General features: G+C 64.9%; 18 protein-coding genes. 12 read left to right on the top strand and 6 right to left on the bottom strand.

Annotated features, from left to right (window positions below; genetic code table 11):
- Nucleotides 1–48 precede the first annotated feature (48 nt).
- Complete coding sequence (locus tag AC56K1_RS05065; protein ID WP_497156758.1) at nt 49–699, top strand: DUF4136 domain-containing protein; 651 nt, start codon at nt 49–51, stop codon at nt 697–699.
- A 176-nt stretch (nt 700–875) separates the two neighbouring features.
- On the opposite strand, the gene AC56K1_RS05070 is transcribed toward AC56K1_RS05065, so the two are convergent.
- The 4 genes from AC56K1_RS05070 to AC56K1_RS05085 are packed head-to-tail and all read right to left on the bottom strand — an operon-like array spanning nt 876 to nt 3,344.
- Entirely contained in the window at nt 876–1,019 is a 144-nt protein-coding gene (locus AC56K1_RS05070) for a hypothetical protein (protein ID WP_497156759.1), read from the bottom strand.
- Nucleotides 1,016–1,990: a quinone oxidoreductase family protein gene (locus AC56K1_RS05075; protein WP_497157170.1), complete on the bottom strand. Its 975-nt coding sequence runs from the start codon at nt 1,988–1,990 to the stop codon at nt 1,016–1,018. Before AC56K1_RS05075 ends, AC56K1_RS05070 begins: the two co-directional genes overlap by 4 nt.
- Before the next feature lie 14 nt (nt 1,991–2,004).
- Entirely contained in the window at nt 2,005–2,391 is a 387-nt protein-coding gene (locus AC56K1_RS05080) for a methylglyoxal synthase (RefSeq protein ID WP_497156760.1), read from the bottom strand.
- A gap of 32 nt (nt 2,392–2,423) precedes the next feature.
- Entirely contained in the window at nt 2,424–3,344 is a 921-nt protein-coding gene (locus tag AC56K1_RS05085) for a DMT family transporter (RefSeq protein WP_497156761.1), read from the bottom strand.
- 240 nt (nt 3,345–3,584) lie between these two features.
- On the opposite strand from AC56K1_RS05085, the gene AC56K1_RS05090 reads away from it, so the two are divergent.
- The 9 genes from AC56K1_RS05090 (at nt 3,585) to rng (ending at nt 11,693) form a co-directional block, all read left to right on the top strand.
- Nucleotides 3,585–4,361, top strand: a complete 777-nt coding sequence (locus AC56K1_RS05090; protein ID WP_497156762.1) for a copper chaperone — start codon at nt 3,585–3,587, stop codon at nt 4,359–4,361.
- Nucleotides 4,362–4,489: 128 nt separating this feature from the next.
- Complete coding sequence (locus AC56K1_RS05095) at nt 4,490–5,215, top strand: YebC/PmpR family DNA-binding transcriptional regulator (RefSeq protein WP_497156763.1); 726 nt, start codon at nt 4,490–4,492, stop codon at nt 5,213–5,215.
- Nucleotides 5,216–5,242: 27 nt separating this feature from the next.
- Entirely contained in the window at nt 5,243–6,508 is a 1,266-nt protein-coding gene (gene purD / locus AC56K1_RS05100) for a phosphoribosylamine--glycine ligase (RefSeq protein WP_497156764.1), read from the top strand.
- A gap of 170 nt (nt 6,509–6,678) precedes the next feature.
- Complete coding sequence (gene hemF, locus AC56K1_RS05105; protein ID WP_497156765.1) at nt 6,679–7,590, top strand: oxygen-dependent coproporphyrinogen oxidase; 912 nt, start codon at nt 6,679–6,681, stop codon at nt 7,588–7,590.
- Complete coding sequence (locus tag AC56K1_RS05110) at nt 7,587–8,273, top strand: nicotinate-nucleotide adenylyltransferase (RefSeq protein ID WP_497156766.1); 687 nt, start codon at nt 7,587–7,589, stop codon at nt 8,271–8,273. The genes hemF and AC56K1_RS05110 overlap by 4 nt, the downstream gene beginning before the upstream one ends.
- Entirely contained in the window at nt 8,273–8,947 is a 675-nt protein-coding gene (gene rsfS, locus AC56K1_RS05115) for a ribosome silencing factor (protein WP_497156767.1), read from the top strand. Before AC56K1_RS05110 ends, rsfS begins: the two co-directional genes overlap by 1 nt.
- An 18-nt stretch (nt 8,948–8,965) precedes the next feature.
- The gene (gene rlmH, locus AC56K1_RS05120) at nt 8,966–9,436 is read left to right on the top strand and encodes a 23S rRNA (pseudouridine(1915)-N(3))-methyltransferase RlmH (protein WP_497156768.1); all 471 of its coding nucleotides are present in this window, start codon (nt 8,966–8,968) and stop codon (nt 9,434–9,436) included.
- 5 nt (nt 9,437–9,441) lie between these two features.
- Nucleotides 9,442–10,059 carry a Maf family protein gene (locus AC56K1_RS05125; protein WP_497156769.1) on the top strand — a complete coding sequence of 206 codons (618 nt, stop codon included), beginning with the start codon at nt 9,442–9,444 and terminating at the stop codon, nt 10,057–10,059.
- Between the two features lie 170 nt (nt 10,060–10,229).
- Nucleotides 10,230–11,693, top strand: a complete 1,464-nt coding sequence (gene rng / locus AC56K1_RS05130; RefSeq protein WP_497156770.1) for a ribonuclease G — start codon at nt 10,230–10,232, stop codon at nt 11,691–11,693.
- Between the two features lie 33 nt (nt 11,694–11,726).
- Here the strand turns inward: rng and AC56K1_RS05135 are convergent, their stop codons facing one another.
- Nucleotides 11,727–11,885 (bottom strand): hypothetical protein, encoded by a 159-nt coding sequence (locus AC56K1_RS05135; protein WP_497156771.1) that lies wholly within the window; start codon nt 11,883–11,885, stop codon nt 11,727–11,729.
- Between the two features lie 26 nt (nt 11,886–11,911).
- On the opposite strand from AC56K1_RS05135, the gene AC56K1_RS05140 reads away from it, so the two are divergent.
- Nucleotides 11,912–12,241 carry a hypothetical protein gene (locus AC56K1_RS05140; RefSeq protein WP_497156772.1) on the top strand — a complete coding sequence of 110 codons (330 nt, stop codon included), beginning with the start codon at nt 11,912–11,914 and terminating at the stop codon, nt 12,239–12,241.
- A gap of 25 nt (nt 12,242–12,266) precedes the next feature.
- Here the strand turns inward: AC56K1_RS05140 and AC56K1_RS05145 are convergent, their stop codons facing one another.
- The gene (locus tag AC56K1_RS05145) at nt 12,267–12,662 is read right to left on the bottom strand and encodes a response regulator (protein WP_497156773.1); all 396 of its coding nucleotides are present in this window, start codon (nt 12,660–12,662) and stop codon (nt 12,267–12,269) included.
- Nucleotides 12,663–12,885: 223 nt separating this feature from the next.
- On the opposite strand from AC56K1_RS05145, the gene AC56K1_RS05150 reads away from it, so the two are divergent.
- Nucleotides 12,886–13,791 carry a sensor histidine kinase gene (locus AC56K1_RS05150; protein WP_497156774.1) on the top strand — a complete coding sequence of 302 codons (906 nt, stop codon included), beginning with the start codon at nt 12,886–12,888 and terminating at the stop codon, nt 13,789–13,791.
- The last annotated feature ends 46 nt before the right edge of the window (nt 13,792–13,837 follow it).

Raw genomic sequence — 13,837 nt, forward strand, 5'->3', positions numbered from 1 at the left:
TCCTAATCTAGACGCTCGCGAAAGTCCGTATTGACCAGGGAGAGAGTAATGAAACGCCTGATGACCGCCGCCGTGGCGGCCTGCTCGCTGCTGCTGGCCGGCTGCGCCACCACGATCCGCAGCGATGTGACCACCTTCCACCAGTGGCCCGCGCAGATCGAGGACAAGAGTTATGTCTTCGAAGTGCCGCCCATGCAGGACGACACGCTGGAATGGCGCGCCTACCAGGAACTGGTGCGCGGCCAGCTGGCGCGCCTGGGTTTTCGCGACGCGGATGGCGCCAAGCCGGCGCTGACGGTGTCGATGCGCTTTACCACCACCGACGTGCCGGTGCGCGTGTTCGAACCGATGATGTCGCCCTTCTACCAGCCGATGATGCACCCGCTGCGCTATTCCTACCGCGGCCGCTACCGGGGCTTCCATAATCCCTACTGGGGCGGTTTGTACAGTCCCTTCTACGATCCGTTCTGGAACCCGGCTTACCAGGTCTCAATCGAGCACCAGTACCGCCGTGAGCTGCAGGTCGGGATCAAGTCGGCGGGCGACGGCAAGCGCCTGTTCGACGTCACCGTGCACAACACCAGCCGGCAGATGTCGACGCCGGCGGTGATGCCGGCCCTGGTGCAGAGTGCCTTCGAAGGTTTCCCGGGGCCGTCGGGCGTGGCACGGCGGATGGAGCTGAAGCGGCAGAACGGCTGATAGCCAGCGCGTTGAGGAAGAATGGGGCCGCGAGGCCCCATTTTTTTGTTGAAGCGCGCTTTGCCGCGACCCGTAGGGTGGGCGGGTCTCTCCCCGCCCACGCGTTCAACGGCCGCCAGCGCGATCGCGAAGTATCCAGCACCAACGATCACCGCGTGGGCGGAAGACCCGCCACCCTACGTGAAATAGGCTTCGGACCCGATCGTAATCGCCACCACCAGCAAAATCGCCAGCACCAGCACGATCAGCAGCCGCCCGAACTTCGGCGTGCCATCTCCTTCCGGACGTGGGACTGGAGGGTCTTCCCCGGTATCCCTCATGGCAGCAGCACCGTGGAACCGGTCGTGCGGCGGCCTTCCAGCGCGCGGTGCGCTTCGGCGGCATCGGCCAGCGCGAAGGTCTGGTTGACGTCGATCCTCACCTTGCCGCTTTCGACCATGCCGAACAGGTCGGCCGCCATCGCTTCCAGCTCTTCGCGTTTGGAGGCGTAGGCGAACAGCGTCGGCCGCGTGATGTAGAGCGAGCCGCGCGACGCCAGTTCGCTGAGCGCGAACGGTGGCACCGCGCCGGAGGCATTGCCGAAGCTGACCATCAGGCCGCGCGGCTGCAGGCAGTCGAGCGAACGGATGAAGGTGTCCTTGCCGACCGAGTCGTACACCACCGGCAGCTTGGCGCCCCCGGTGATCTCGAGCACGCGCTGCACGACATCCTCGGTGTTGTAGTTGATGACGTGGGCCGCGCCATGCGCCCTGGCCAGCGCCGCTTTTTCGCTCGATCCCACGGTGCCGATCAGGTTCACGCCGAGCGCCCGCGCCCACTGGCAGGCGATCAGCCCGACGCCGCCCGCGGCTGCATGGAACAGGATGGTCTGGCCCGGTTGCAGCTTGTAGGTCGAGGTGAACAGGTACTGGACCGTCAGCCCTTGCAGCATCATGGCCGCGCCGGTCTCGAAGGAAATCGCTTCGGGCAGGCGCACCAGCACCTGCGCCGGCATCACGCGCGCCTGGCTGTAGGCGCCCGTCGGGCCGCCCGCATAGGCCACCCGGTCGCCCGGCGCCACATGAAGCACGCCCTCGCCCACCGCCTCCACCACGCCGGCCGCTTCCTGGCCCAGGCCATTCGGGAGCGCCTGCGGATACAGGCCGCTGCGGAAATAGGTATCGATGAAATTCAGGCCGATCGCGTGATGGCGCACGCGCGCCTCGCCCGGCCCCGGTTCGCCGACCTCGACGTCGACATACTCCAGCACTTCAGGCCCGCCGGTGGCGGCCATGCGGATTGCTTTGACCAGCATGTGGTCTCCTTTCATGGTTGGGCCGTGGCGGCGCTCAGTTGCGACAGCACCAGGCGCGCGGTCGAGACATTAGTCGCGCACGGGATGTTGTGCACGTCGCAGGCGCGCACCAGGGCGTTGATATCCGGTTCGTGGGGCTGGGGCGTCATCGGGTCGCGTAAAAAAATCACGCAGTCGATCTCGCCCTCGACCAGCATGGCGCCGATCTGCAGGTCGCCGCCGACCGGGCCCGAATGCTTGCGGTCGACCGCCAGTCCCAGTTCATTGGCGAGGCGCCCGCCGGTGGTGCCGGTGGCCGACAGGGTGCAACCCTGGAGGAAGCCGAGGTACTCGCCCGCAAGCGTGATCATGTCGTCCTTTTTCTTGTCGTGCGCGATCAGCGCCAGGCGTGGTTTCACCAATGGGTTCTCCGAAGGGTTGGTTGGAAGCGTCATTTTTTGAGCGACAACAGGTAGATCCCCACGAGCACGAGGCCGGTGCCGGCAAGCTGCACGCTGGTGACCGGCTCGCCGAGGATCAGCGCGCCGAGGAAGAGCGTGGAGACCGGGCCGATCATCCCGGCCTGCGAAGCCGTTGCAGCGCCGATGCGCTGCACCGCGGCCATGGTCATGAACACGGGGAAGATGGTACAGAATACCCCATTCACGAGCGACAGCCAGTATACCTGCGGCGGCTGCACCAGCAGGCTGGCGGGACGCAGCAGGAAGAACTGGCCGATGCAGGCCACGCTCGAGACGCACATCGCATAGGCCACCAGGCGGAGTGATCCGATGCGGCGCACCATCTCGCCGGTGCCGAGCAAATACAGGGCGTAGGCGACGGCCGAGCCCAGCACCAGCAGCGAGCCCAGGATGGTGCTGCCCGAGCTCCCGGCCAGGTCGTGCACGAACACCAGCACGATGCCGCAGTAGGCCAGCCCCAACGCCGCCCACTCCATCACGCCAATGCGGCGCTTGAAGATCGCCACGTTGGCGAGCAGGACAAAGGTGGGCGTCAGGAACAGGATCAGGCGCTCGAGCCCGACCGAAATGTGCTGCAGGCCCAAAAAGTCGAGATAGCTCGACAGGTAATAGCCGAGCAGGCCCAGCCCGGCGATGCGCCAGCGGTCGCGGCTGCTTAGTGGCGGCTGGGTCCGCATCTTCCACAGCGCGACGGCGGCGAATACCGGAAACGAGAACAGCATTCTGAACGCGATCAAAGTAACCGCGTCGATGTGGTAGCGATACAGCAGTTTGGCGACGACGGCCTTCGTGGAGAACAAGATGGCGCCGCCAATGGCGATCGACAGGCCGGCAAGAAGGGCCGCACGTGGTAAAGGAGCAGCAGCGTTGGCGGTGGCGCTTGGTTTCATCCGACGATTGTACGAGCGATCAGCCGTGCTTGCTGGAGGCAGGCTGGAGCGGACCGGAGAACGGCGCGGCCGGCAGGCTGTCGAACCTTGCACGGCAATCACAACGAGGAGAGATCGCATGAGCACCTTGATGGCGAACCGGGGCACGCCTTGGAGCACCCGCCGCACCGAACATAACCAAAGCGCAATCGCCGCCGAGAAACGCCCGGCGCGCCGGTGCAAGCGCAGCGGAGGTTCACGATGAGCCTGTTCGTCGTCGATGAGCGCCCGGGCCCACGGGCCTGGCTGGCGCTGGCCTGGCTGGTGCTGCTGGTAGGCGCCTGCTGGTCGTGGTTCGCCTTCCAGGGCATGCATCCGCCGCCGGGTGGCGCCCTGCGCGACTTTGCCGGTTCGGCGCCGGCGCCGCTGCAGGCCGGGCAACTGGTGCTGGTGTTCGTGATATGGACGGGCCTGTGCGTGGGGCTGATGCTGCCCGCGGCCGCCGGCGCCGTGTTCGTGTACGCGCGCCTGGCCGACGAATGCGAGGCCTTGCGCTGGCCGCGCCTTGCCGCCGCGCTGTACGCGGGCGGCTGCCTGCTGGCCTGGTGCGGCTTCGCGGCGCTGGTCACGCTCATCCACTGGACCCTGCACGACGCCGGCATGCTCGACGCCACGCTGGCGGTGCGCCACCCGGCCGGCGCCGGGCTGGCCATGGTGGCCGCCGGCGTCTACCAGTGGACCCCGGCGAAGCACGAGTGCCTGGACTATTGCCGCACGCCGCTGCCGGGTGTGCTGGCCGAGTGGCGCGGCGGCATGGCGGGTGCGCTGTGGCAGGGTGCGGAGCACGGGCGCATCTGCCTGGGCTGCTGCTGGCTGCTGCTCCTGCTGCCCCTGGGAGGCGGGCCGGGCGACCCGGGCGTGGTGGCGGCCGTGGGCCTGCTGCTGCTGTGCGAGCTGCGCCTGAAGGAAGGCACGCTGGCGGGCTGGGTGTCGGGCCTGGTGCTGGTGGCCTGGGGCACGTGGCGGATGTTCCCTTGAGGCATCTCTAGTCTGCCGGTGCCGATGCGGTTTTCTTGCTGTTGTGCTGACGTCGCCAGACGATTTTGCAGGAGGGGCCTATGTTAGAATGTCGGCCACTCTTGCATACCGTCTAAGGATTTTTCGACATGGCTGGACACAGCAAATGGGCCAACATCAAGCATAAGAAAGCCGCTACCGACGCCAAGCGCGGCAAGATCTGGACGCGCCTGATCAAGGAGATCACCGTGGCCGCACGCATGGGCGGAAGCGACATCGCTTCCAACCCGCGCCTGCGCCTGGCGGTCGAGAAGGCCGCTGACGCCAATATGCCGAAGGATAACGTCAGCCGCGCCATCCAGCGCGGCTCGGGCGAGCTCGAAGGCGTGAACTACGAAGAAGTGCGCTACGAAGGCTACGGCATCGGCGGCGCGGCCATCATCGTCGACTGCATGACCGACAACCGCGTACGCACCGTGGCCGAAGTGCGCCACGCCTTCAGCAAATTCGGCGGCAACATGGGCACCGAGGGTTCGGTGGCCTTCATGTTCCAGCACACCGGCCAGTTCCTGTTCGCGCCCGGCGTGGATGAGAACAAGCTGATGGAATCGGCGTTGGAGGCCGGCGCCGACGACGTGGTGCAGGACGAGGAAGGCGGCTTCGAAGTGCTGTGCGACCCGTTCGCGTTCTCGAGCGTGAAGGAAGCGTTGGAAGCAGCCGGTTTCAAGGCCGAGGTGGCCGAAGTCATCATGAAGCCGGCGACCGAAACCGTATTCACCGGCGACGACGCCATCAAGATGCAGAAACTCCTGGACGCGCTGGAGAACCTGGACGACGTCCAGGAAGTCTTCACCAACGCCGTCATTGAAGAATAAGCTGGTAACCAAGCTGGAAAAGCTCGCATGAAAATTCTCGTAGTCGGCTCTGGCGGCCGTGAACACGCCCTGTCCTGGAAACTGGCCCAATCGGAACGCGTCCAGACCGTCTTCGTCGCGCCGGGCAATGGCGGCACCGCGCTCGACCCGCATCTGGTGAACATTGACATTACCGACCCGGCGGCGCTGGCCGACTTCGTGGTGGCCGAAGGCATCGCCCTGACCCTGGTGGGTCCGGAAGCGCCACTGGCCGCCGGCATCGTGAATCTGTTCCGCTCGCGCGGCCTGAAGATCTTCGGCCCGACACGCGAAGCGGCGCAGCTCGAGAGCTCGAAGGATTTCGCCAAGTCCTTCATGGAACGCCACGGCATTCCGACCGCAAAGTACCAGAGCTTCTCGGATGCCGCGGCAGCGCACGCCTATGTCGACGCCAATGGCGCGCCGATCGTGATCAAGGCCGACGGCCTGGCCGCCGGCAAGGGCGTGGTGGTGGCGATGACGCTGACCGAAGCGCATGCTGCGGTAGACCACATGCTGTCGGATAATGCGTTTGGCGATGCCGGCGCGCGCATCGTGATCGAGGAATTCCTGGCCGGCGAAGAGGCCAGCTTCATCGTCATGTGCGACGGCAAGAACGTGCTGGCGCTGGCCACCAGCCAGGACCACAAGCGCCTGCTCGATGGCGACGCCGGCCCGAACACCGGCGGCATGGGCGCCTACTCTCCTGCCCCGATCGTGACGCCGTCGATGCATGCGCGCGTGATGCGCGAGATCATCAACCCGACCATCCAGGGCATGGCGAAAGACGGCATCGTCTTCACCGGCTTCCTGTACGCCGGCCTGATGATCGATGCCGAAGGCAACCCGCGCACGCTGGAATTCAACTGCCGCATGGGCGACCCGGAGACCCAGCCGATCATGGCGCGCCTGAAAAGCGACCTGCTCACGGTGCTGGACCATGCCTGCAACGGCACGTTAGATGCGGTCGAACTGGAATGGGATCGCCGCACCGCGGTGGGCGTGGTGATGGCCGCCGCGGGCTACCCGGACAGCCCGCGCAAGGGCGACACCATCGTCGGCATCCCGGCCGAGACGCCGGAATGCGTGACCTTCCACGCCGGCACCAGTCTGGCCGGCGGCACCCTGCAATCGAACGGCGGCCGCGTGCTGTGCGTCGTGGGGCTGGGCGACAGCGTCAAGATGGCGCAGAAGCGGGCGTATGAGACGGTGGAGAAGATCCACTTCAATGGCGCGCAGTACCGGCGCGATATTGGGTGGCGTGGGGTGAAGTGAGTTTCTGCTGACGGCCGCATGTTGTGTCAACGGTAGGCGTGCAAAATTGGGTCCCGGCCTGCGCCGGGATCCAAGTTCGTCGCGCACCGCTAGCTCCCCCCCACAATAATAAGAACCCCACGCAGGTGTACAATCTGCCCCTTCCTTTTCCCCAACACCATCCCAAGCGCATGTCCACCCCCGATCCTATCGCTGTCAAAGCCTGGCTGCTCGATCTCCAGTCCCGCATCGTTCAGGCCCTCGAAGACATCGACGGCAAGCCCTTCCTGCGCGACACCTGGGAACGCCCGGAAGGCGGCGGCGGCATCTCGCGCCTGATCGAGGAGGGCAATGTGTTGGAGCGGGGCGGAGTAAACTTCTCGCACGTTACCGGCGCCAGCCTGCCCCCGTCGGCTGCGGCAGCGCGTCCGGAACTGAGCGGCCGCGCCTGGGAAGCGATGGGCGTGTCGCTGGTGCTGCACCCGCGTAATCCCTACGCGCCGACGGTGCACATGAACGTGCGCTTTTTCGAAGCCACCGCGGAGGGCAAGGAGCCGGTCTGGTGGTTCGGCGGCGGCATGGACCTGACGCCGTACTACGGCAATCTCGAGGACGCGCGCCACTTCCACCAGGTCTGCCACGATGCGCTGGCGCCCTATGGCGAAGACCTGCACCCGCGCTTCAAGCGCTGGTGCGACGACTATTTCTACCTGAAACACCGGAAAGAAGCACGCGGCGTGGGCGGCATCTTCTTCGACGACTTCAACGAAGCCGGTTTCGATGACGCCTTCGCGATGGTGCAAAGCGTCGGCAACGGCTTCCTCGATGCCTACCTGCCGATCCTGCAGCGCCGCATGGACACGCCTTACGGCGAGCGCGAACGCGACTTCCAGGCCTACCGGCGCGGGCGCTATGTCGAGTTCAACCTGGTGTGGGACCGCGGCACCCTGTTCGGCCTGCAGTCGGGCGGGCGCACCGAAGCGATCCTGATGTCGATGCCGCCGATCGTTAAATGGCGCTACGACTGGCATCCGGAACCGGGCAGCCCGGAAGCGCTGCTCTACAGCGACTTCCTCGTGCACCGGGACTGGCTGGCGCCGTGACGCGTTGCGTCGCCCTGCTGGGCGGTAGTTTCGACCCGGTCCACCACGGCCACGTCGCGCTGGCTGCGCTGTTCGCCGAGCTGCTGCGCCCTGACGAATTGCGCATCCTGCCGGCCCGGCCGTGGCAGAAAAGCGCGCTGCAGGCCAGCGACGCCCAGCGCATCGCCATGCTCGAACTGGCCTTTGGCGGGCAGCCGTTCGCGGGGTCGGAAACGAGTGTGACGATCGACTTGCAGGAGATCGAACGCGGCAGCCCGACCTATACCGTGGACACCCTGCGCGGATTGCGCGCCGAATTGGACAACACCGTCGGACCAGCAGCATCGATTGTCTTCCTGATGGGAGCCGACCAGCTGCAAAAGCTCGACACCTGGCGCGAATGGCATGAGCTGTTCGCGCTATGCAACCTCGGCGTGGCTGCACGCCCGGGATATGAACTGGATCAGGATAAATTGCCCCCAGCGGTAGCGCAGGAACTCTCGCAGCGTCTGGCGACGCCGGCGGAAGTGCGCCTTGCCCCATACGGCAAAGTCTGCCTCGCAGAGACCCTGGCGGTAGATATTTCTGCCACACAAGTTAGAAACGCCCTGCGTACGGGCACGAAGACGAGTGCCGACATTAGCGCGCGCCTTCCGTCGCAAGTGCTAGACTATATTCAACAACATAACTTATATAAAAGCTAATGGATATCAAGAAACTACAAACCCTCGTCGTTGACGCCCTTGAAGACGTCAAAGGACAGGAAATCACCGTGTTCGACACGATGCACCTGACCAGCCTGTTCGACCGCATCGCGGTGGTCTCGGGCACCTCGAACCGCCAGACCAAGGCGCTGGCCGCCTCGGTGCGCGACAAGGTCAAGGCCGCCGGCGGCGACGTGGTCGGCATGGAAGGCGAGGACACCGGCGAATGGGTGCTGGTCGACCTCGGCGACATGATCGTCCACATCATGCAGCCGGCCATCCGCCAGTACTACCGCCTGGAAGAAATCTGGGGCGAGAAGCCGGTGAAGCTGGGCGCGGCCAAGCGCAAGTCGACCGTCGAAGCCGAAGCAGCCGAGCCGAAGGCCAAGTCCAAGCACCTGGCGGCCACCCAGGCGCAGCCGGAAGTCAAGCCGATCCGCGAGCGCAAGCCTGTGGCGGCGAAGAAGGCAGCGGCACCCGCGGCCGCCAAGAAACCGGCCGCCAAGAAAGCCCCGGTCGGCAAGACCATCAAGGTCGCGCCAAGCAAGACCGAGATCGCCGCCGTCGAAGCGACCAAGGCCAAGCCGCCGAAGCGCGTGACCAAGGCAGCAGCACCGGCCGACGCAGCGCCAGTGAAAAAAGTGATCCGTCGCGTGAAGAAGGCTGAAGAATAAGCCGCATCTTCTGACCCCATGCAACTGATCATTGCTGCCGTCGGGCACAAAATGCCGGCCTGGATCGAATCCGGGTTCGGCGAGTACACGAAGCGCATGCCGCCCGAGCTGCGCATCGTGCTCAAGGAAATCAAGCCGGTCGAGCGCTCCGGCAGCAAGACTGCCGCCACCGCGATGGTGCTCGAACGCGAGCGCATCGAGGCGGTGCTGCCCAAGGGCGTGCGCATCATCGCACTCGATGAGCGCGGCAAGGACCTGACCAGCGTCGGGCTGTCGCAGATGCTGGAAACCTGGCAGCAGGACGGCCGCGATACCGCCTTCCTGATCGGCGGGGCCGATGGCCTCGATCCCGAGCTGAAAGCGCGCGCCGAAGGCATGATCCGCATCTCGAGCATGACACTGCCGCACGGAATCGTGCGTGTGATGCTCGCAGAACAGTTGTACCGTGCCTGGTCAATTACCCAGAACCATCCGTACCACCGCGTCTGACCTCGATGAAACTCACTGACAAGAAAATCTATCTCGCCTCCAAGAGCCCGCGCAGGCGCGAACTGCTGCGCCAGGTTGGCGTGGAATTCGAACTGTTGATGGTGCGTGGCGATCCGGCGCGCGGCGTCGACATCAGCGAGGACGCCCTGCCGGGCGAAGACCCGCACACCTACGTGGCGCGGGTGGCCAGGGAAAAAGGCGCGTTCGCCTGGAACATCCTGCAGATGCGGCGCCAGCCGCTGCGTCCCATCCTGACGGCCGACACCACCGTCACGGTCGACGGCGAGATCCTGGGCAAGCCGGCCGACACGCTCGAGGCGGTCGCCATGCTCGAGCGCCTGTCCGGCCGCACCCACCAGGTGCTGACCTCGGTGGCGATCCATGCCGAGCGCGTCGCCGACCAGATCACGCAGGTGTCGGAAGTGCGCTTCGCCAAGCTCACCCCGGCCCAGATCAAGGCCTATTGCGCCAGCTCCGAACCCTACGACAAGGCCGGCGGCTACGGCATCCAGGGCCTGGCTGCGCTGTTCGTCGAGCATATCGAGGGCAGCCATTCGGGGATCATGGGATTGCCGCTGTTCGAGACGGCAATTTTGCTGCGCAAGGCGGGCTACCAGATCTGACCCGGTTTGCCGGCATCAAATCTGACGCGATTGGCCGGCGTCGGATTTGCCGCGACTCGCAGGGTGGGCAAGGAACTTGCCCACCCTGCGAGACAACGCTGATCCACCATCCCGGCCACCCACCCCACCGTGTATCATGGCACCCTGAACAATACCGCGCGACTGGTCCCATGAACGAAGACATCCTCATTAACATCACTCCGCAGGAAACGCGCGTTGCGCTGGTCCTCCAGGGCGCGGTGCAGGAACTGCACATCGAACGCACCCTGACGCGCGGGCTGGCGGGGAATGTTTACCTGGGCAAGGTCGTGCGCGTGCTGCCGGGCATGCAGTCGGCCTTCATCGACATCGGCCTGGAACGCGCCGCCTTCCTGCACGTGGCCGACATCTGGGAAGCGCGCAGCCACGACGGCGCCGCCACCACTCCCACCCCGATCGAAAAGCTGCTGTTCGACGGCCAGGTGCTGACCGTGCAGGTCATCAAGGACCCGATCGGCACCAAGGGCGCGCGCCTGTCCACGCAAATCTCCATCGCCGGCCGCATGCTGGTCTACCTGCCGCAAGACCAGCATATCGGCATCTCGCAGAAGATCGAGAAGGAAGCCGACCGCGACCAGCTGCGCACCCGCTTGCAGAACCTGCTGCCGAAGGAAGAAAAAGGCGGCTACATCGTGCGCACCCAGGCCGAGGAAGCCTCGGACGTGGACATCGCCGCCGACGTCGATTACCTGCGCAAGACCTGGGGCTCGATCGTGCAGGGCGCGCGCACCCGCCCGCCGACCTCCCTGCTCTACCAGGACCTGAACCTGGCCCAGCGCGTGCTGCGCGACTTCGTGCACGACGAGACGGCCACCATCCAGATCGACTCGCGCGAGAATTTCAACATGCTGGTCGAGTTCGCGCAAATCTATACGCCCAGCGTGCTGTCGCGCCTGGCGCACTACACCGGCGAGCGCCCGCTGTTTGATTTGTACGGCGTCGAGGAAGAGATCCTGCGCGCGCTGGGACGCCGCGTGGACCTGAAGAGCGGCGGTTACCTGATCGTCGACCAGACCGAGGCGATGACGACCATCGACGTCAATACCGGCGGCTATGTCGGCGGGCGCAATTTTGCCGACACCATCTTCAAGACCAATTTGGAGGCCGCCCATGCCATCGCGCGCCAGCTGCGCCTGCGCAACCTGGGCGGCATCATCATCCTCGACTTCATCGACATGGAGAACAACGAGCACCGCAACCAGGTGCTGGCCGAGTTGAAGAAGACGCTCGCGCGCGACCGCACCAAGGTGTCGGTGAGCGGCTTCTCGGCACTGGGACTGGTGGAGATGACCCGCAAGCGTACCCGCGAGTCGCTGGCCCATATCCTGTGCGAGCCCTGCCCGGCCTGCGCTGGCCGCGGCCAGGTGAAAACCTCGCGCACCATCTGCTACGAGATCCTGCGCGAACTGCTGCGCGAAGCCAAGCAGTTCAACCCGCGCGAATTCCGCATCGTCGCTTCGCAGGAAGTGATCGACCTGTTTTTAGAGGAAGAATCGCAGCACCTGGCGATGCTGGGCGACTTCATCGGCAAGCGCATCTCGCTGCAGGTGGAAAAAGGCTATCACCAGGAGCAGTACGACGTCATCCTGATGTGATTCCCGGGGCGCCGGCCGGGCGCCTTGCCGCGCTTAGCGTGGCGCTTGAGCCGGCAGCGCATCCAGGAAGTCGCTCAGCCGCGCCGGCCCCACGGGCTTCGTGAAATGCATGTCGAACCCGGCTTCCTTCGAGCGCGCCAGGTCGTCCTTCGCACCCCAGCCCGACACCGCCACGATGGTACGGCGCTCCATGCCCCCAGCCCCCTTGGGAATGCAGCATGTTGCGGCCGACCTGTCTGAACATGGACAATGCGGGTGGCATCGGCATTGACCGGCAGCGGCGCATCGTGCAGCGTCATGCTGAACACATGGCGCCCTTTCTCGATCAGGGGCAGACTGGTCTCCACGGCATTGGCGACAATCGACTTCAGGTCGACCGCTTCCCTCTTGATGTCGACTTTCCGTTGGGGATGCGGGCGATGTCCAGCAGGTCATCGATCAGGTGCGAGAGCTGCCTGACCTGGCGCTCGATGATGCCGCGCACGTTCGCGACGGTCAAAGTAGGCCGCGCCGACCGTGTTTGCTCACCAACGATTAACCAAACGTAATTAGCTGTGGCGAAAATCCAGCAGCTCATGCACGGCAAAAGCCGTACTGGGCGAGGGTACGCCGCAGGTTCGCGTCGAACTCCGAGTAGTCCATGGCCTTTTCCACGAATTCGCAGGCACCCAGCATGCGGCTGCGCATGCGGTCGCTCTCGTTGCGGGTATTCGACAGGACGATCACCGGGATCTCGGACATGAAAGGTTTGGAAGAGATCTCTTTCAGCACCTCGAAGCCATCCACCTTGGGTAGTTTCAGGTCCAGCAGGACGACATCGAAATCTTGCGCCCGGTTCAGTTCGCGCAGCGCTTCTTCGCCGTCCGAGGCCACCACGATCTCGTGATCGTCGCCGCAACTTCGCAAGACCCGCCGTGTCAGTTCGACGTCGAGCGGCATGTCATCGACAATCAGGGCTTTTTTAACCATCTTTACATTCTACATGGGCAAATACATTGTGTCGTCATCGACGCATTGACGTGACAATTTTGATGCAGCCTCAATGTGCCTGGCCGTCCCTCGCCACGCGTGGCGCAGGAACCACCCCGGCCCATGCCGGTGCTTGACTTGCCGCACCAATACGCATAGGGTTAAAGCGTGGTAACCGATGACGTTTGCTCCTGTTTTGCGCTTGATCAGCTAACTCAGCCAAATGCACCCACAACTTTCAGGCCACGACAGCCCGGCGCGAGGCCAGCGCCCTCCTGCGGCGCCCAAGCATGTCCACGTTGATCACGACGAGGCCGCCACGGCTGCGCTCCATGCCGCCGTCCTGGAGCTGACCGAAAACCAGATGCTGGTAAACCAGGCGCTGGTGGAGAAGATCTTCGCCTGTGAACGCTGCATCGACAAGCTGCGCGTTTCCGAACAAACCCTGCACGACCTGCTGGCCCACCAGCTCGCCAACCGCGAAGCCGAGCGCAAGCGAATCTCCAGCGAAATCCACGATGCCCTCGGCCAGAACCTGCTGGCGCTGCGCATCGACATCGTCATGCTGTACCAGCATACCGCCAGCCGCCAGGGGCGCCTGCGCGACTGGGTCGGGGCCGCGCTCGACAATGTCGACACGACGCTGCGTACGGTCAAGCAGCTGATGGGAGACCTGCGGCCGGCCGGACTCGAGCTGGGACTGCTGGCCACGCTCGAAATGGAAGTGCGCAAGTTCACCCGTGCCAGCGGCATCGTGTGCCAGCTCGACGCCGACGCGGCGATTACCGGCCTGGTGCTCGACGAAGACACCCTGCTGACCGTCTACCGAGTGCTGCAGGAATGCCTGAACAATGTGTTCCGCCATTCGCTGGCAAGCCGCGTCAACATCCGGCTCGGCACCGCGCGGGAAATGCTCTGCATGAGCATCACCGACAACGGCATCGGCTTCGACCCGGGTGCGCCGCGCAAGCCGAACAGCTATGGCCTGCTCGGGCTGGACGAGCGGGTCGCCACGCACGGCGGCGCGCTGGCCTTGACCAGCACGCAGGGGCATGGCACCGAAGTGGCGCTCGAACTGCCGCTGGCGCCATCGCGGGCAGGCCCGTCCGATGCACCCGCAATCGGATAGATTCCTATCCCGGACCTTCCACCCATGCTCACCGCCCAGTGGCGGC

Source organism: Telluria sp. ZB4P37, assembly GCF_059685855.1.